Raw genomic sequence first — 18,520 nt, forward strand, 5'->3', positions numbered from 1 at the left:
CGACCCGAACGCGCCGGGCTGCGTGATCACCCTGCCGGAGCAGTGCCTGATTGATCCGAGCCTGCCGCAGTGCCTGCCGCCGGTACCGGTGCTTCGCCCGGAGCCGGGTGCCTACCTGGCCAACCAGAGCGCCGCGGTGCAGATGTTCGGGACTCGCTTCCATGATCGCAATGGCGGTACCGCCCGTGGACTCGCTGAGCGCGGAGCATGGGCGCGCGTGTCCCGCAATCAGGCCGACTATGGCGTCATCGGCGACCAGCTCACTGTCAATGGCGATACCGATGTGCTGCAGGTAGGCACTGATGTGTTCACCTGGGGTGCGGAGCGCGGCCAGCTCGGCGTGATGCTGGGCAGTGGCCGTGCCAACAATACGGTCACCTCGCGACTGACGGGCTATTCGGCCAAGGGCAAGGTGGACGGGCAGGCGATCGGCGTCTATGGCAGCTGGCTGCAGGACCCCGCCGAAACCACTGGTCTCTACGTGGATGCCTGGGCCAACCACGCACAATTCAAGAACAGTGTGCAGGGCGATGGCCTGAACAAGGAACGCTACGACAGCAAGGCCAACAGTGCCTCGGTCGAGGCCGGTTATGGCTTCCAGGTCGCCAAGGGCGAGCGCGTTGCGATGTTCGTCGAGCCGCAGCTGCAGCTGAGCTACACCCGTTTTACCGCTGACACCCATACCGAATCCAACGGCACGGTGATCGACGGTAGCGATGCGGATGGGCTCACCAGTCGCGCCGGCGTGCGCTTCTTCGGCCATGCCAATACCGAGGCGGGCAATCGCGTTCAGCCGTTCGTGTCGGTCAACTGGATCCGCGAGTCGAACGAAAACAGCCTGCGCTTCGATGGCGAACAGCTCAGCGGCGGGCTGCCGCAGAATCGCTACGAAGCCAAGGCCGGTGCCTCGCTGCAGCTGGGCGGTCGTTGGACGGCGTGGGGTGATCTGGGTCTGCAGCGCGGTGATGGGGGTTACAGGAATGCGAGCGCGCAGGTCGCCCTGCGGGCGAGCTGGTAAGCGCTATGACTGGCAGGACCACCATCGGCTTGAGGGCGGGACGCGCGAGCTGCCAGCTGCTCAGCCTGCGCGGATTGCCCTTTGCTATCGCCGCGGCGCTCACGGTAGCTGCCCCCTTACGGGCCGCGCAGGTAGTCGCTGACGGTACGGCGATCCGCGTGCCGTCTGGCGATTACACCACCCAGGAACCTGTCGACGACGCTGGCACGGCTGGATACGCCTTCTACGCCGTCAACGATGGAGTTCTGGAAACGGATGGTCCTGTCAATCTGGCTACGTCCGGAGACGGGGCAGCGGGTGCTCACGCACAGGGAGCGCTCAGTTTGATTGTCATCGCGGGCGGCTCAATCAGCACAAGTGGTCGCAGTGCTGCTGGATTCTCCGCCAGCGACGAGGGCTACCTCGTCGGCAGCGGAGATGAGGGTGGGAATCGCCTCGATGTGCTTACCACGGGCGCCGCCAGCTATGGTGCGGTGGCCATACAGAACAGCATCATTTCGCTTCACGAAGTCGACGTCACGACGTTCGGCGCCGCTGCACACGGCCTTGTCTCCCGCGATCACGGCCTGGTCACGCTGGACCGTGGCGCGCTTCAGCTCAAGGGCGACGGATCGCATGGCGTGGTGGCTGACGCGGGAACGGCATTGTTGCGATCGATCGACATCCGTATCGCAAGCGGCGATGGCTTGGTCGCAACCAAGGGTGGGCGGATTGAGGGAACGCAACTACGACTGTCCGTCGATGGTCCTGCGCAATACGGTGCACGGCTGGAGAACACCGGCGAGCTGCTCCTCAACAGCAGCCGAGTGGATGTAGTCGGTGACCGGGGCGTTGGGATTGGCGTAGGCGGGGACGCCGTGCTGAAAGGAACGGACGTGGCGGTGTACGGGAGTGAGGCCTGGGCTGCGGTGCTGTCAGAGGCAGGGAGCCTCAGCATGGAGGGTGGCTCGCTGGCGAGTGAACGTCATGGGGCGATCCTGGCACGCAGCGGTGGGCGACTGAACTTTACCGATGGCGCCCGTGTCACGGGCGGCAACGGCACGCTGCTGGCGATCGATGCATCAGCAGTAGGCACGTTGCAGCTGGTACTGGATCGCGCCTCCTACGCCGAAGGCGACATAGTGCTTTCCACGACTGGCGCTACTGGAAAGAGCATCGACAGCATCGATGTGCAGCTGGACAACGCGGCTGCCTGGCGTGGCGCAACTGACGTGGTCGATGTAGTGGCCATCAGTGGCGAGAGCATGTGGCATATGACCAGCGATTCGACGGTGCAAACGCTGCGGCTGGACAAGGGCGGGATAACCTTGTCGTCAGGAGTGGGCAGCTTCAATACACTGACCGTTGCAGGCGACCTGGATAGCAATGCAGGACGAATCGTCTTCAACGCCGCACTTGCTGGGGACCGCTCGCCTTCGGACATTCTTCACGTGACGGGTGACACGCGAGGCACTGCTGATGTGCTGGTCAACAACCTGGGGGGAGCCGGGGGATACACGGTGGAGGGAATCCAGTTGATCCGTGTGGATGGCGCCTCCAACGCGGTGTTTTCGCTATCCGGACGTGCTGTCGCCGGCCAGAATGAGTACTTCCTGTTCAAAGGCGGCAAGGCCAATCCGGGCGATGGCGATTGGTACCTGCGCTCTGAGCTGCCGACCACGCCGGACCCGTGCGATGCCGATCCGAGCCTGCCGGGCTGCACACCCGTCATCCCGCCGGATCCGGATCCCTGCCTGGCCGATCCCAGCGCCCCGGGCTGCGTGATCACTCTGCCGGAGCAGTGCCTGATCGATCCGAGCCTGCCGCAGTGCCTGCCGCCGGTGCCGGTGCTGCGCCCGGAGCCGGGTGCGTACCTGGCCAACCAGTCCGCTGCCACGCAGATGTTCGGCATGCGGATGCATGACCGCAACGGCGGAACGGCTCGCGGCCTCTCCGAGCGTGGTGCCTGGGCACGCGTGTCCCGCAGCCAGGCCGACTACGGCGTCATTGGCGATCAGCTGAGCGTCAACGGCGATACCGATGTACTGCAGGTGGGTACCGACGTGTTCACCTGGGGCGAGGGCAGTCGGGGCCAGTTGGGGGTGATGCTGGGCAGTGGCCGTGCGAACAACACTGTGACCTCCCGTCTGACTGGCTACTCGGCCAAGGGCAAGGTCGAAGGGCAGGCGATCGGTGTCTATGGCAGCTGGCTGCAGGACCCGGCGCAGACGACCGGGCTATATGTCGATGCTTGGGCCCAGCGTGCGCAATTCAAGAACAGTGTTCAGGGCGATGGCCTGAGCAAGGAGCGTTATGACAGCACCGCCAACAGCGCCTCCGTCGAGGCCGGTTACGGCGTCCAGGTCGCCAATGGCGAGCGCGTCGCGATGTTCGTCGAGCCGCAGCTGCAATTGAGCTATACCCGTTCCACCGCTGACAGTCACACCGAATCCAACGGCACGGTGATCAACGGTAGCGACGCCGATGGCCTGACCAGCAGGGTCGGTGTGCGCTTCTTCGGCCATGCCAATGCGGAGGTAGGCAATCGCGTGCAGCCGTTCGTCTCAATCAACTGGATTCACGAATCCAGCGACAACAGCCTGCGCTTCGATGGCGAGCGCGTGGCTGGCGGCCTGCCGCAGAATCGTTACGAAGCCAAGGCCGGCGCGTCGCTGCAGCTCGGCGACCGCTGGACGGCGTGGGGCGACCTGGGCCTGCAACGAGGCGACGATGGCTACAAGGATGTAAGCGGCCAGATCGGTCTGCGTAGCAGCTGGTAACAGCGACTAGAGTCAAGGCTCTGCCGGGCCGGTGCGATCCGTCGCACCGGCCTTCAGCGTGGGAAATGCAGGATACAAATCAGCAGCACGAGATTTGAAACTAATTGCATGGGAACTCTCGATTGATGCGGTCAGCATCTTCGAGCCCCTGCATTGGCGCACCATATGGTTGCGGATGCGGGGCGGCTTACCCATTCCAGGAACTCCCCCATGTTGTCCCCCCAGTCGCGCATTGCGCCGCACGCCTTGGCCATCGCCATAGCCTCAGCCCTCCTGTTCCCCCATCCCGTCCTCGCGCAGCAGGTCGTCGCTGACGGCGACACCCAGAACCCTGCCGCCGGCGATTACGTGACCACCGAGCCGGTGGATGCCGGCGGTACGGCCGGTTATGCCTTCCATGCATTGAACGGCGGCACCATCTCGCCATTGGGTGCCGTCAACCTCGTGACCAGCGGCAATGGCGCTGCGGCCGCGCATGCCACGGGTATCGGCAGCCAGATCGATCTGGTTAGCGCCACCGTCCGCACGACCGGCAACGGTGCCGCCGGGCTGTCCGCAACCGATGGCGGTGTCATCCGGGCGGCGGTCGGTGGCCTGGCCGTGCGCACAGAAGGCAGCAACAGCGATGCGGTGAAAGCCACGCAGAACGCGCGGATTGAGCTGGTCGATGCCGTGCTGGAAACCCACGGCAACTTCTCCAACGGCCTGACCGTCCTGTCCGGCGCGCACGTTGCGATGACCGGTGGCAGTATTACCAACCACCAGTCGGGCACGTACGGCGTGCAGGCCGACGGGGGTAGCGTGAGCCTGGATAAGGTCCAGATCCACGCGACGGGGGGTGAGGGCATCCTGGCGCGTAATGGCGGCAGGATAGACGGCGATGGCGTCACCATCATTACCGAGGGCTACCTGGGTGCCGGCGCGCGGGCACAGGCCGATGCCGAGCTGCACCTGTCCAACAGCAGGATCGAAACCCGCGGCGCCTCCAGCATCGGTGTCGGCGTGGGTGGCCTGGCCGTGCTCGACAACGTGGACATCATCAGTACCGGGCACGGGGTGCGGGTGGACGGCAGCGTCAGCCATGCGGATATTCGAGGCTCGCGCGTTTCCACCACACAGGCAGGCGCGGACGGTGTCTATCTGGCCAACAATGCCAAGGCGACGATCACCAATACCCGCATCGACAGCGCCGGCCTCGGCGTAAACGTCAACGGCTACGGCGGTACTGCAGTGCTGGACCGTGTGGAGATCTATGCCACCGGCCGCACCGCGCTGTGGGCGCCGAGTGCCTCCTCGGTGCAGGTCAGCCACAGCCATCTGCAGACCTCGGCGGACAACGCGGTGGCGCTGGACAACCGCGCCAGCCAGGTCACCCTCAATGACACCCGCCTGGTGACGGCCGGTGCTTCGTCGCACGGACTGTATGCCTCGCAGGATACCGGCAGTGGACGTCCGGTCATCACCGGTCACAACGTGGACGTCCACACCACCGGCTTCGGCGGGATCGGTGCAGTGGCGCGTCTGGGCGGCATCATCAACCTGGACGGCGGGCAGATTCTGACTACCGGCGACAAGGCCTATGGTGTGCTGAGCGGAGGCGCCGGTGGCCTGACCCTCAAGGGCACCCATGTGCGCACCGAAGGTGCGGAGGCATGGGGCGCGGTGATCAACGACAAGGGCCGCCTGGAGATCGACGGTGGCTCGCTGGTGAGCGCCCAGCATGGCGCGATCTGGGTGCGCAGCCTGCGCGAGCTGCGCATCGCCAAGGGCGCGCAGCTGATCGGCGGCAACGGCACGTTGATCGCGTTCGACAACACGGTGACCGGTCCCGTATCGCTGGCCTTCGACCAGGACGTGCAGGCCCGCGGCGACATCGTGGTGCTTCCGCCGGAAGGTGACGCCGGCCCGATGGCCCTGCCGACAATCCAGCTTGCCCTGAGCAATGGCTCCGCGTGGACGGGCAGCAGCATCGCGCTGGATACCCTCTCGCTGACCGGCAACAGCCAGTGGACCCTGACCGGCGATGCCAGCGTCAACGCACTGACCGTGCATGACAGCGTGGTGGCGCTGTCCGAAGTGGGGGCGGGCGGTTTCAATACGCTGACCGTCACCGGTGATCTGGACACGCAGAACGCCCGGATCCTGTTCAACGGCGCACTGGCGGATGACGGATCGGCCATCGACCGCCTGCACGTGCAGGGCGATACCCGCGGCAATGCAGAGCTGTGGGTGAACAACGTGGGCGGGCAGGGCGCGCAGACCGTCAACGGGATCCAGGTGGTCCAGGTCGATGGCGCCTCCAACGGTGAATTCAATCTGGCCGGCCGCGCGGTGGGTGGGCAGTACGAGTACTTCCTGTTCAAGGGCGGCGTGGCCGATCCTGCCGATGGCGACTGGTACCTGCGTTCGGAATGGCAGGAACCGACCAGCCCCTGCAACGATGCGGCACGCGGCGCCCGCTGCACGATCACACTGCCGGAGCAGTGCGAAATCGATCCTGCCCTGCCACAGTGCGGGTCGACCCCGCCGCCGCCACCACCGCCGCCGGTGCCGGTGCTGCGTCCGGAAGTCGGTGCCTACCTTGCCAACCAGGTGGCCGCGACCGGCATGTTCGGCATGCGTCTGCACGACCGCACCGGCGGCACCGCCCGTGGGCAGGGTGAGCCCGGCGCCTGGGTGCGCGCATCCCGAAACCAGGCCGACTATGGCGTCGTCGGCGGCCAGCTGGAGGTCAGCGGTGATGGCAACGTGCTGCAGCTGGGCACCGATCTGTTTGCGTTCGGCCCGGAAGGCCGCGCACACCTGGGGCTGATGGCAGGCAAGGGGCGCACCGACAGCTCGGTGACCTCGAGGCTGACCGGTTACACCGCGCGCGGCACGGTGCAGGGTCGCGCGCTCGGCGTGTACGGCAGCTGGTTGCAGGATCCGGTTGAGACGAGCGGCCTCTATCTGGATGGCTGGGTGCAGTACGCACGCTTCACCAATACGGTGCACGGCGACGCGCTGGCCAAAGAGCGCTACGACAGCCGCGCCGCCTCGGCCTCGCTGGAAGCCGGCTATACCGTGAAGATGGTTGACGGCCCACGCACCACGGTGTTCATCGAGCCGCAGCTGCAGGTGGGCTACACCCGCTTCAGTGCCGGTGACCACACAGAGGCCAACGGCACGGTGGTGAACGGGAGTGATGCCGGTGGGATGGGCAACCGCGTCGGCGTGCGCGTGTTCGGCCATGCCGCGACTGACGCCGGCAATCGCGTGCAGCCTTTCGTGGCGGTGAACTGGCTGCGGGAGCCGCACGTGAACAGCCTGCGCCTGGATGGCGAGCGCGTGTCGGGCGGCCTGCCGCAGGACCGTTATGAAGCGAAGGCAGGTGCCGCGCTGCAACTGGGTTCACGCTGGACGGCCTGGGCTGACCTGGGCCTGCAGGGTGGCGACGGCGGATACCGCGACATGACGGGTCAGGTGGGCTTGCGTAGTACCTGGTAACGGAACGCGCGGCGATTCGAGCCGCGCCATTGCATCACCCGACGCCCCGGAGTCCATCGCGACTCCGGGGCGTTTTTCGTTTCAGCGAGCAGGCAAAGCGCTGCTGCTGAGCAGACAGTGCCTATCGCGATAGGCCAAGCATGACGGAAACAGCGCGTCTGCGACCGACAGCACAGAATTCTGTTTACTCAAGTTGATGCATGGCGAGCCCGTGGGAACGCGCCTAGCGTGGTGCCTCACCACGTGAGATAAGCGGGCGCTGAATGCAGGTGGCCCGGTCACTGTGAGTGTTCATGGACGAATACGCCGTCGATGCACATGCAGCCGCATGCGCCGGTCCGATTCGTCGCGTCCGTGTGTACCACTTCGAGGCCCTGCCATGAAACGAATTCTGATTGCAGATGACCACCCGGTCATCCGCATTGGCCTGCATGCCATCCTGAGCCGCGACGCTCGCTACGCCGTGGTGGGTGAGGCCACCGATGCCGAGCAGCTGGAAGTACTGCTGTCACAACGCCTGTGTGACTTGGTCATCACCGATCTCTCCATGCCGCGCGGCAGGCGACCCGATGGTGTCCGCATGGTGGCAGGGATCCGGCGTGAGTTTCCGGACGTCCGTGTACTGGTGGTGACGTCCTTCAGCAACCCGGAAGTGCTGCGTGCGATCGCCAAACTGGGCGTTGGCGGCATCCTGGAAAAAACCAGTGCATTGAGTGTCCTGATCGAAGCGGTCCAAACGATTCTCGCAGGCGGCAACTACTACTCCGCCGATATCGCGCGCCGCCTTCAGACGTCTGCCCATTGCGCGAACCGCCTCACCGCACGCGAAAGTGAAGTGGTGCGCTTGCTGGCGCATGGCATGGAGATCAATGAGATCGCCCAGTTCCATCGCCGAACTGTGAGCACTATCAGCCGTCAGAAGTGCGCCGCCATGAAGCGGCTTGGGTTCATGACCGAGTTCGAACTGATGGATTACGCACGGCGCGTTGGACTATCGCCGACGTGTGGATGAGACAGCACGTGGGAGAGAAAGCAATGAACTGTGACTGCGATCCCCGTTCACGTCGACAGTGAAATTTTGTCGAGTTGTTGCATGGTGCACCGCAGCTTGCATCTCTACTTTGAGCATCCTGATCGGGTGGGGCATTCAACGCCTCCCACGCCGCCCGGTCAGTCCCTCTGAACATCCCACAAAGGAAATACCGAATGAACAACATGGCAAAACTGTGCCTGGCCGTTGGCTTGTGCGCTGCATCCGTCTCCGTCCATGCCGCCGAGGCGCACATCATCGTGTGGGCGGACGTGGATCCGACGTTGTCGCTGCTCAAGGCCGATGGCACCGCGCTGGATGACTCGGTAGAGCTGGCGTACATGCCCGGTTCCGGTCTGCGCCCGTGGAGCGAGCAGGTCCGCATCTACACCAACGATCGTCTCAAAGACGTGGAAGTTCGCCTGGGTCAGGTAGTCGAGCTGCTGCCGTCGACGCCTGGCGGTGCCGCCAAGGCGATCCCGATGACGGTCAAGCTCAACGGCCGCGAGCTGAAGACCACCGTCACCGACTTCACCGCTGCCGAGCTGTTCCCGGGTTCGGACGCGGGCGATGGTGGCTCGATCGCAATGCCGCTGGTCGTCAGCCAGACCACGTCTGAGGCCATTACTGTCGCCGGCCACTATGAAGGCCTGGTCAGCATCGCTCTGAACCAGAAGGCCACTGCACCGTAACTGTTGCTCGCAGCGCCACTGCCACGCTCACACGTGGCGGTGGCACTGCGCATTGCTGTGAATCGCCCTGTTTCGCCCTGGATTCCCCTGCCCATGCTCCGTCTCCCCGCTACCCGACTGGCTTTGGCTATCGGCATCTGCATCGCTGCACCGTCACTTCATGCGCGTCCAGCTCCGGCCGGCTTCGAAGACGTGGTGGATGGCCAGCAGGAGCAGTTGGACGTGCGGCTGATGGGCCGCTCGGGCGGCATGGCCTCGGCCTTGGTCACAGCAGACAGCGTTCTGTTCGACAACCCGGAAAAAGTACTCGCCGGATTGCCATTGAGCGATGACGCACGCGCGGCATTGCTGCCGGCGCTGCGCAGCCCGTTGGCCCGCAACACCCAGCTGGCGTGCCGCTATGGCGCGCCATCCACCGGCTGCGGCTACCTGCCGCCCCCGGAGGCACCGGACCAGGTCCGGTTGATCTACGACGAAGGCGAGGGCGCTGTGCACCTGTTCGTGGCCCAGCAGTGGCTGCCCACCGAACGCGATGGCAGAACCCCGTATCACCAGATCAGCGACAACGCGCAGAACGCGTTGATCCACCAGCATTCCATGAACCTCAGTGGCAGCAGCGACTACCAGAACCTCACCGTGAACGGCAACGGCATGCTCGGCGTGATGCGCCAGGGGCATGTCGCGGTCGATTGGACCTTCGTGCGCCAGGACAGCCGCTATCGCAGCGCCGACCAGCGGCTGAGCGTCAACGATCTTTACTATCGCCATGACCTCGGCCAGCGCCACTACCTGCAGGCCGGGCGCATGGACCGCCGCAACCTCTCCAGCGCGCAGGGCGGCAACTTCGGCTTCGGGATGCTGCCGCTGGACCGCTTCGAAGGCGCGCGCATCGGCACCACCCAGGCCTACCTGGACCAACAGCAGCTGGGGCAGGGCAGCCCGCTGACCGTACTGCTCAGCCGCAACGCGCGGGTGGATGCGCTGGATGGCGACCGCCTGCTGCAGAGCTATTACCTCGATGCCGGCATCAACGAGCTGGATACCACCCGTTTCCCCGGCGGCAGCTACCTGGTCACCCTGCGCATCTATGAGGATGGCGTGCTGGCACGCACCGAGGACGCGCCGTTCAACAAGAATGGCCAGCCCTTGGGCGATGGCACCCTGCAGTGGTTCGCACAAGGCGGGCGCCGCGCCGCGCGCAGCTTCGACCGCGATGGCGACGAGAGCCTGTTCCAGGCGGGTCTGCGGGTTCCACTGCATGAGCAGGTAGCGATGACCCTGGGCGTGGCCACGGTCGATGGCGTGCGTTATGCGGAAGGACGGCTGGACGCGCGTCATGCCAAGGGGCCCAACGAGGTCAACGGCACGCTCGCGTGGCTCGGCGGCTCGGACGGCAGCCACGGCGTGCAGCAGCAGGTCAGCTATCGCCGCTACCTGTCCTGGAACTTCTACAACCAGCGCATGCGAGGCAGTGCCTGCCGCGTGGAGTATGGCGATACCCGCGACAGCCTCGGCTGCCAGGACTCGCTCAGCGCCTCGGTGGCGATGCCGCTGGCAGGCGGCAATCTGTACTTCGGCTACACCCGTCGCGTCGGCTTCAACTGGCAGCGCGATCCCGACCTGCCGCCCGGCCCGGATCTGCCGTGGCTGCCGCCGCCGGGCCAGCCACTGCCGTCGAACCTGCAGTCGCAGGTGTCGCGCACCCTGCAGGCCAGCTTCAACCGCACCACCCATTGGCAGGGGCTGAGCATCTCCACCCGTGCGGGTCTGTACCGGCAGAAGCGCAGCGACGTGGCCGACGACAACGGCATCTACCTGAACCTGTCCATTTCGCGCCTGGCCCGCAGCAGCGGCCGCAGCCGCCAGGACCGTGTCTCGCTGGACCTGCAGCGCGGCGACGTGCGCGGGCAGGAACTGGGCTGGCGTGCCGGCCAGGTCCGCCGCTGGGATACCGGCAGTGGGTACAAGGAGCTGGGCGCGGAGCTCAACGGGCGTGACACCGATCGTTACGGTGCGCTGGTCAGCGGCCGCCTGCAGAACGAACTCGGCGCCAGCGCGGCCACCGTGTCCGGCTATCGCACGGAGGGCCGCTCGGAGATGTCCTACAGCGCCACCTACACGTCCGGCCTGGCGGTCTCGCGTGCCGGCTGGTTCGTCGGCAGCGGCTTCAGTGGCGGTGCCGGCGTGGCGGTGCAGGTGGACGATGCCGAAGACCTCGCCCTGTTGGGGCCAGCGGCGGAAGTAAACGTCAGCGGTTCGCGCCGGCAGGTACTGCATTTCGGCCAGCGCCGCCTCCTGCCAATGGCCGCGTACACAGCGGGCCGCGCCGAGGTGCAGGACGTCAGCGCGCACGACAGCGCCGCGGCGGTGCGCGTCTCCGGCATGGGCGCCGGTCACCGCCTGTTCCTGCCGCCGGGCAAGGTGCTGCACATGCCGGTGGCGCTGGATGTCACCTACACCTTCGTTGGTAGCGCGCGTGACATCGACGGGCAACCGCTGGAAGGCGCACGCGTGCTCAACGCCCCGGTGCCTGCGTTGAGCCGGGGCGGCGGCTTCGTTGCCGACTTCCCGCAGCGCGAACAGATGCTCTACCTGCTGCAGGGCGACCGTCTCCTGCAGTGCCCGCTCACCGTGCGCGAGCGCCGCAGCGTGCTGCTGCTGGTGGGCCAGGTGCAGTGCGAGCCGCTTGCCCTCGATCGGCTACCCGCACCCATCCACCAGCAGGCCCGCGTGCAGCGGCTGCTGCAGGAACATGCCTTGACCAACGGCACCGCCTCGTCGGCCGCCGTGGAGAACCGTAAATGAGCCGTTTCACTTTCTCTTGTGCATGGCTGTGGCCGGCGCTGTTGATGGTTGGTGCGGCACATGCGCAGCAGCCGCCTGAGACGCATCCAGCCAGTGAACAGCGCAACGTCGAGTTGACCTATGACCGAGGGTCCTTGCCGGGGGATCAGGTGCTGTGGGCGGAGCGGACTGTGTTGGGGTACAGCACTGACGCGGGTCTCAAGTACGGACTGATCCATCTAACCTGCGGCTCTGATAGTGACTCCGATCGAGGTAGATGCCCGGTCGTCGACACAGGGGAGAACGGACTCGGTAGAAGTACCGTGAATCTTCGGTTCACTGAACGCCGCAGTGGCCTACGTACAGAGCTTGCACTTGGTGGATTCTTGGAGCGGGCAGATTCAGATCGGACCTGTGTCAATTACTGGCACACGGGAACATATCCTCTGTCAACCTCTTGGGGTGATAAGTGCTTTGGCCGTGTTCCCGCAGGCACGGGTGCGGCTCTGTCACTCCCGCAGCGCGAACTCGAAAAGCTCGTCGCAGGCCGCTGGGACGCCACCCTCGAACTGTTCCTGCGCGCCGATCCCGCAGGCCCGGTCCTCGCGAAGTACACCTTCACTTTCGACCTCACGATCACCGACCGCGATGCGATGTCGATCTACTTCCCCGAGTTCGACCAGGTGTCGCCCCGGGTCGGTTTGAACATCGACTACAACCCGATCGGCCAGCCCAGCATCGGCGGCCGCGCCAACCTGGACATGTGCCTCTACGACGGCCTGGGCTCACAAGCCGAATACTTCGAGGTGACCCTGCGGGATGACGGCCGCAGTGCACCGGGACGGCCGCCTGGCATGTTCTCGGTATGGCACCACACCGGTGGCACCGAAGACCGGCACCGGCTCGATTATGAGGTGGTGATGGATCACAACGGCAGCCGGCTGCCGCTGCACAACGATCGCGTCGAGATCCTGCGCGGCATCGATACCGCCCGCCTACGGCTGGTGCTGCTGCCCGGCATGACCCACCCGGTGTACTGCGTGCCTACGCCCTTGTCGCTGATCACCCCGCGCGTGCCGGCATCCGGCAAGGCGGAGGGGTATTACCAGGGCGACCTGCACATTGAGTTCACCCTGCCGACGGCCGGGCCCTGATGGCCGTTGTCTGTCGTGCGTTCCTTTTCGTGACCGAGAAACCCGTGATGAAACCAACTGTCTGCCTTTACGCCGCCTTGGCAGCGCTGGCCCTGCTGATGGCTACCCCCGCTGCACACGCCAACCTGACCGTGCACCCCATGCGCGTGGCGGTCGAGCACCAGCGCGGTGCACAGGTACGCGTGTACTCGCAATCCGCGCAGACCCAGTATGTCCAGGCCACCATCAAGCGCATCGTCGATCCCGCTACCGACGATGAAGCAGAAGTCGACATCGAGCCGGGCCAGTTGGATGCCATCGCGGTCACCCCGGGAAAGTTCGCGCTGGCTGGCGGCGGCAACCGCCTGGTACGCGTCATTCCGCTGAGCACGGTGACGCAGGAAACCGCGTATCGGGTCTATTTCGAAGGTGTCCGCGGTGATGCGGATGAGACCAGCACGCCCATCGAAGAAGGCCCAGCAGCGCAGGTGGGGCTGAGCCTGATCTGGGGCACGCTGGTGCATGTACTGCCTGCCGATCCGGTGCCGGACATGCGCCTCGACGGCGCCACCCTGCACAACACCGGCAATCTCCGCCTCGGCGTGACAACGGTGGAGCGCTGCGTAGCGAAGAATCAATGCGAGTTGCACGACATCCAGCACAGCATCTACCCAGGCCAGCAGCTCCAGCTGCCGTTCACCGCCGCGAGCGGCGATCGCGTCCGCGTGCACTACCGGCTGAGCCATGCCGGCTATCGCTCACACGAACGTGAGCTGCAGCCCTGACCAAGGCCTAGCTGCATCCATTGACGTCGTCACCCAGCCGCGCCCACCGCAGCGCGGCACGGCCCCCGCATGCCCGCGGTAGTGCCGGCCGCTGGCCGGCTCGCCTGTCTCTCCACCTGTTTCCTTCTCTGTTTATCCACTCCTAAGGAGTTCTTGCCGTGAATCACATCTATCGTCTGATCTGGAACACCACACTGGCCTGCTGGGTCGTGGCCAGCGAACACACCCGCAGCCGCGGCAAGCGCACCCGCACCGTGCGCGCCGCAGCAGCGGCCTTCGCCTTGGCGCTGCCGTTGGCGGCATTGGCCGCTGATGAGGATCGGACAACCGAGGAGGACACGGTATCTGCCAGTGACTTCACTACGGCGCTGTTGCGCCACAACAACGATGCGCTGCTCCGCACCGCCGGAGCTGACATCGCCCCCTTGGCGCTCAACCGGGCCCTTCAGGCGACGGTGAACGACACCTATTTCGCCAACGCGACGTTGAGCGGTGAGAACTCGCTGGTACTGGGCTCGCGTGCCAGCGTGACCGGCAACCGCAGCACCGGTATCGGCAACGAGGTGGTGATCAGTGGCGGTGGCCACACGGTGCTGGGCTCCAAGGCGAGTGCGATCGGTGGCCGGGACGCCGTGGCCATCGGCATCAATGCCACCGCAGCGGGTACCGGCAACGTGGCCATTGGCGAGGCCGCCAGAGCCGATACGGTCGAGGGCGGTTCTGCGGGTATCCATGCCGTTGCCATCGGCGCCCTTGCCCGGGCTGGCAGCCCTGGTTGGACGGGCGCCGTGGCGATGGGAGGAAGCGCGGATGCCACCCATGACGGCGTTGCGCTGGGCTACAGTGCCAATGCCCTGAACGTCGGTGCCATGGCGTTGGGCCGTAACGCATCGGGAACCGCCGCCGGGGCAATCGCCGTCGGTCGCTATACGCAGGCCAAAGGAGATGGCGCGATCGCCATTGGCGAAGGTGCTCTGGCAAGTTACGCGAATGGCATTGCCTTTGGCCGCCAGGCAGATGCGAACAATTCCTGGGCCAACGCGTTTGGCTTCCAGGCCAAGGCGCGGGGTGCCGGTGCGACGGCGATTGGCTATCAGGCAGAATCCAACAGCGCGGCCACCGTGGCGATCGGCTGGCAGACCAAGGCAAACGGCAGCCACTCGGTGGCCATCGGCGCCTTCTCAGACGTCGACACCAATGCAACGGACAGCGTCGCCTTGGGGCGGCAGGCCAAGGTCGGCGCCACCGCCGCCAGCTCAGTTGCCCTCGGGTCAAACTCGGTGGCCACTGCCGTCAATACAGTCTCGGTAGGCTCGGCCAGTTTGAAGCGCAGGATCGTTAATGTGGCCGATGGTGACGTCACCGCGACCAGCACCGATGCGGTGAACGGTCGCCAGTTGCACGCGGTCGGCGCGCGGCTCACCGGGCAGGAGCTCTCGCTGGGTCAAAGTTCCAGCATCAATGGCCCTGGAGGTATCGCGATCGGCAACGCAGCAGCGGTGGTTACTGCCGGCGGTGTTGGGGGCCCAGCAATCGGTTCCAATGCGCGGGCGGGTACGAGCGGTTGGTCCGGCGGCACCGCCGTCGGCAGCTATTCCACCGCCGATTACGATGGCCTTGCACTGGGGCATGACGCCCATGCTCGCGCCAGCCAGTCGGTGGCGCTGGGCCGCGGCTCGGTGGCGACGGAAGGCCGCACGGTCTCGGTGGGCAGCGACACCATCAAGCGCAGGATCGTCAATGTTGCCGACGGCACGCTGGGGGCCACCAGCACGGATGCGGTGACCGGCAAGCAGCTGTTCGCTACCAACCAGAACGTCACCACGGCAACCAACACGGCTAATACTGCCAAGACCACCGCGGATGCGGCACTGGACAAGGCCACCGTTGTCTCCGGCCTGATCGGTCAGGTCTCTCCCACCGGTAGTGTGCGTGTCGGCGGCGAGAACACCGGCGCCGTGCTGGATGTGCGCAGCAAGAGCAATGCCAACCGCGCCATCACTGGCGTGGCCGACGGAGCCTTGTCGGCCGCAAGCACCGAAGCGGTGACGGGCAAGCAGCTGTTTGCCACCGACCAGAAGGTTACGGCAGTTACCACTACCGCCAACACGGCAAAGGCCACCGCTGACGCGGCACAGCTCAATGCCGTGGACGCGCTGGGCAAGGCCAATCACCTCAATGGCTTGGTCAGCCAGGCCAACCCCAATGGCGTCATGCGACTGGGGGGAGAGAATGCGGGCTTCGTGATGGACGTGCGCAACAGCAACGGGGGCAGCCGCACGCTGAGCGGTGTTGCAGCCGGCGCGCTGCATGCCAGCAGCAGCGAGGCCGTCAACGGCGCGCAGCTGGGCGCCGTAAATGACAGGGTCGAGCTGCATTCCGTCGCCATCGCTGTAAACCGCCTGGAGATCGGCGTGAACCGCGACGGCCTGGATGAACTGCGCGAGGCATTCGACAACTTCGAGCCGGACCTGAGTGGGGTGGTGAGGTACAACGCAGATCGCAGTCTGGTGGATCTGGACGGCGCAGGGCTGTCCGGCCTGACCGCCGGCGAGATCAGCGCGAGTAGTCGCGAGGCGATCAATGGCAGCCAGTTGTTCGGTACCAATGAGCGAGTGGGGTCTTTGGAGGCGAAGCAGCGTTACGTGATGGTTGGGGCTGATGAGCTCAGTGGTCCTGCACGGGCCGGTGACCTCGGCGTGGCAGTTGGCAGTGATGCTGTCGCGCTGGCGGAAGGGGCCACGGCTCTCGGCTCGTTCTCCAACGCAGGTGCAGTCAACTCGGTGGCAATAGGGCGCGGCTCTTACGTGGCCGAGACCGGCGTGGAGGGATTCGCGCTTGGCTCGCGTACGCAGGTGCTTGCAGCCGCCGGTCTCGCAGTAGGTGCATCAAGTGTTGTAATGGCGGATGCAAGGAACTCCGTGGCGCTGGGCAATGCCTCCGTAGCTACCGAAGCGGACTCGGTGTCGGTAGGCAACGACAACCTGAAGCGACGTATTGTTAATGTCGGCCGAGGGACTGCCGGAGCTGATGCCACCACCGTCTCCCAGCTTACTGAAACTCTCTCGGCACTGGGCGGCGGCGCTGGTCTCGATGCCACGGGGCACCTGATCGCGCCGAACTACGTACTATCCGGAGATGGGTATACAAACGTCGGAGATGCGTTGACCTTCCTCGACACTAAACTGCTCAGCCACCAGGATGAGCTGGACGCGCTCGACACCCAGTACAAGGCCTTTGCGCAGAACGATCGTTCGATCCGCTACAACGATGACCGTAGCGTGGTGGACTTTGGGGGCGCGCGTCTGACCGGCCTTGCGGCTGGCAGCATCAAGGCCGACAGCAGCGACGCAGTCAATGGTGCGCAGCTGTTCGCGACCAATGAGCGGGTAGGTTATGTGGAGCAACAACAGCGCTATGTGATGGTGGGGACAGATGAGCTCAGTGGAGCGGCCCAAGCCGGCATCTTTGGCGTCGCGGTAGGCGGGGACGCAACTGCTCGTGAAGAGGGTGCAACCGCGGTTGGCAGCTTTGCGTCGGCGCTTGGAAGAAATTCGGTGGCGTTGGGTCGCGGGTCATACGTCGCCCTTGGTGCTACGAATGGTTTTGCGCTTGGGACGCGCAGCAACGTCGAATCTGCGGGAGGGATGGCGATCGGCTCAGACAGTTACGTAATGACGGGCGCCGAAAAATCGATCGCGCTGGGTAATGCTTCTGTCGCCACCGAGGCGAACACAGTGTCGCTGGGAAATGATGGTCTCAAGCGCCGCATCGTAAATGTCGCCCAAGGCATCAAGTCCGACGACGCCACCACCGTCTCTCAGCTCCGCGGTGCCCTCTCGGCACTCGGTGGCGGCGCCGATCTGGATGCCAACGGCAACGTGATCGGCCCGCGCTATGCAGTACAGGGCAGCGAGTACGGCTCCTTCGGCGATGCCATCACGGCTCTGGATGGCAGCGTCGGCGACAACAAGCGCAACCTGGATACGCTGGACAGCCGCTTCCAGCGCCTGTTCCAGGAGTCGCCCTCCGCCAACGCGGACGGCGCGGGTCGCCTGAACTTCGGCGGCGCGCAGGGCATGGTGCTGGGCAATGTGGCCAACGGTCTGATCGGGCAGGGCAGCCGCGATGCAGTCAACGGTGGTCAGCTGTGGGCGGTCAAGGAGGATCTGCAGGGCCAGATCGATGCGCTGGACCCGGCTAAGGGCGAGGTCAGCGGGTCGCCGCTGGCCATGAACGCCCGCAGCGGCTCGATCACCCCGTCAGCGGACGGCGGCAGCCAGCTTGCTCCGCCGGAAGCCACCCCGCCGGCCGCCGATCCGGGCACTGTCGCCGCGCAGGATCAGCTGGTCAAAGCCGAGGGTGACAATGCGGTCGCCGTCGGCAGCGAGGGGAAGGAACGTCAGGTGAAGCACGTGGCCGAAGGCCGCGCCGACACCGATGCCGCCAACGTGCGTCAGGTCAACGATGCGCTGGACCGTGCCAACGCCTACACGGACAGCGCGGTGGCCAGCGTCAACCAGCGTCTGGACCAGGTGGACAAGCGCATCAACCGCATGGCCGCGATCAGCAGTGCGCAGAGTGCCATGGCGATGAACACCGCGGGCTTGGCCACCGCCAACCGGTTGGGTGCTGGCGTGGGCTACTCCGAAGGCGAATCGGCGATGGCGGTGGGCTACCAGCGCGTGTTGACGGAGCGTGGCTCGGCCACCTTCAGCCTCAATGGCGCGTTCACCAACAGCGGCGAGAAGAGTGTCGGCGTGGGTGTGGGTATCGGCTGGTAACCCTCGTGGGCTAGCAACGACTGTGTCATCAGGCCGGCAGCGCAACAGC

At 65.4% G+C, this 18,520-nt stretch carries 9 protein-coding genes; all 9 read left to right on the plus strand.

The features are described from left to right. On the plus strand, positions 1-1,018 hold a 1,018-nt coding region (locus HH110_RS05980), incomplete at its 5' end, for an autotransporter outer membrane beta-barrel domain-containing protein (protein WP_176988810.1). Between the two features lie 5 nt (positions 1,019-1,023). Beyond that, positions 1,024-3,777, plus strand: a complete 2,754-nt coding sequence (locus HH110_RS05985) for an autotransporter outer membrane beta-barrel domain-containing protein (protein ID WP_176988811.1) — start codon at positions 1,024-1,026, stop codon at positions 3,775-3,777. A gap of 210 nt (positions 3,778-3,987) precedes the next feature. After that, entirely contained in the window at positions 3,988-7,263 is a 3,276-nt protein-coding gene (locus HH110_RS05990) for an autotransporter outer membrane beta-barrel domain-containing protein (protein WP_176988812.1), read from the plus strand. A 379-nt stretch (positions 7,264-7,642) separates the two neighbouring features. Then, entirely contained in the window at positions 7,643-8,275 is a 633-nt protein-coding gene (locus tag HH110_RS05995) for a response regulator transcription factor (RefSeq protein WP_176988813.1), read from the plus strand. 194 nt (positions 8,276-8,469) lie between these two features. Next, positions 8,470-8,985 (plus strand): CS1 type fimbrial major subunit, encoded by a 516-nt coding sequence (locus HH110_RS06000; RefSeq protein ID WP_176988814.1) that lies wholly within the window; start codon positions 8,470-8,472, stop codon positions 8,983-8,985. Positions 8,986-9,078: 93 nt separating this feature from the next. Further along, on the plus strand, positions 9,079-11,790 hold the full coding sequence (locus HH110_RS06005; protein ID WP_176988815.1) for a TcfC E-set like domain-containing protein: 2,712 nt from the start codon (positions 9,079-9,081) through the stop codon (positions 11,788-11,790). Then, positions 11,787-12,923 (plus strand): CfaE/CblD family pilus tip adhesin, encoded by a 1,137-nt coding sequence (locus HH110_RS06010; RefSeq protein WP_176988816.1) that lies wholly within the window; start codon positions 11,787-11,789, stop codon positions 12,921-12,923. Before HH110_RS06005 ends, HH110_RS06010 begins: the two co-directional genes overlap by 4 nt. A 47-nt stretch (positions 12,924-12,970) precedes the next feature. Further along, entirely contained in the window at positions 12,971-13,687 is a 717-nt protein-coding gene (locus tag HH110_RS06015) for a fimbrial protein TcfA (RefSeq protein ID WP_176988817.1), read from the plus strand. Positions 13,688-13,845: 158 nt separating this feature from the next. Next, positions 13,846-18,471 (plus strand): ESPR-type extended signal peptide-containing protein, encoded by a 4,626-nt coding sequence (locus HH110_RS06020; RefSeq protein WP_176988818.1) that lies wholly within the window; start codon positions 13,846-13,848, stop codon positions 18,469-18,471. The last annotated feature ends 49 nt before the right edge of the window (positions 18,472-18,520 follow it).

Origin of the sequence: Stenotrophomonas sp. SAM-B (assembly GCF_013387485.1) — a bacterium.
Taxonomy (GTDB): domain Bacteria; phylum Pseudomonadota; class Gammaproteobacteria; order Xanthomonadales; family Xanthomonadaceae; genus Stenotrophomonas; species Stenotrophomonas maltophilia_AA.

Coding starts and splice junctions, on each gene's coding strand:
- HH110_RS06010 (WP_176988816.1), top strand. CDS start 11,787: ATGAGCCGTTTCACTTTCTCTTGTGCATGGCTGTGGCCGGCGCTGTTG.
- HH110_RS06015 (WP_176988817.1), top strand. CDS start 12,971: ATGAAACCAACTGTCTGCCTTTACGCCGCCTTGGCAGCGCTGGCCCTG.
- HH110_RS05985 (WP_176988811.1), top strand. CDS start 1,024: ATGACTGGCAGGACCACCATCGGCTTGAGGGCGGGACGCGCGAGCTGC.
- HH110_RS05995 (WP_176988813.1), top strand. CDS start 7,643: ATGAAACGAATTCTGATTGCAGATGACCACCCGGTCATCCGCATTGGC.
- HH110_RS06000 (WP_176988814.1), top strand. CDS start 8,470: ATGAACAACATGGCAAAACTGTGCCTGGCCGTTGGCTTGTGCGCTGCA.
- HH110_RS06005 (WP_176988815.1), top strand. CDS start 9,079: ATGCTCCGTCTCCCCGCTACCCGACTGGCTTTGGCTATCGGCATCTGC.
- HH110_RS05990 (WP_176988812.1), top strand. CDS start 3,988: ATGTTGTCCCCCCAGTCGCGCATTGCGCCGCACGCCTTGGCCATCGCC.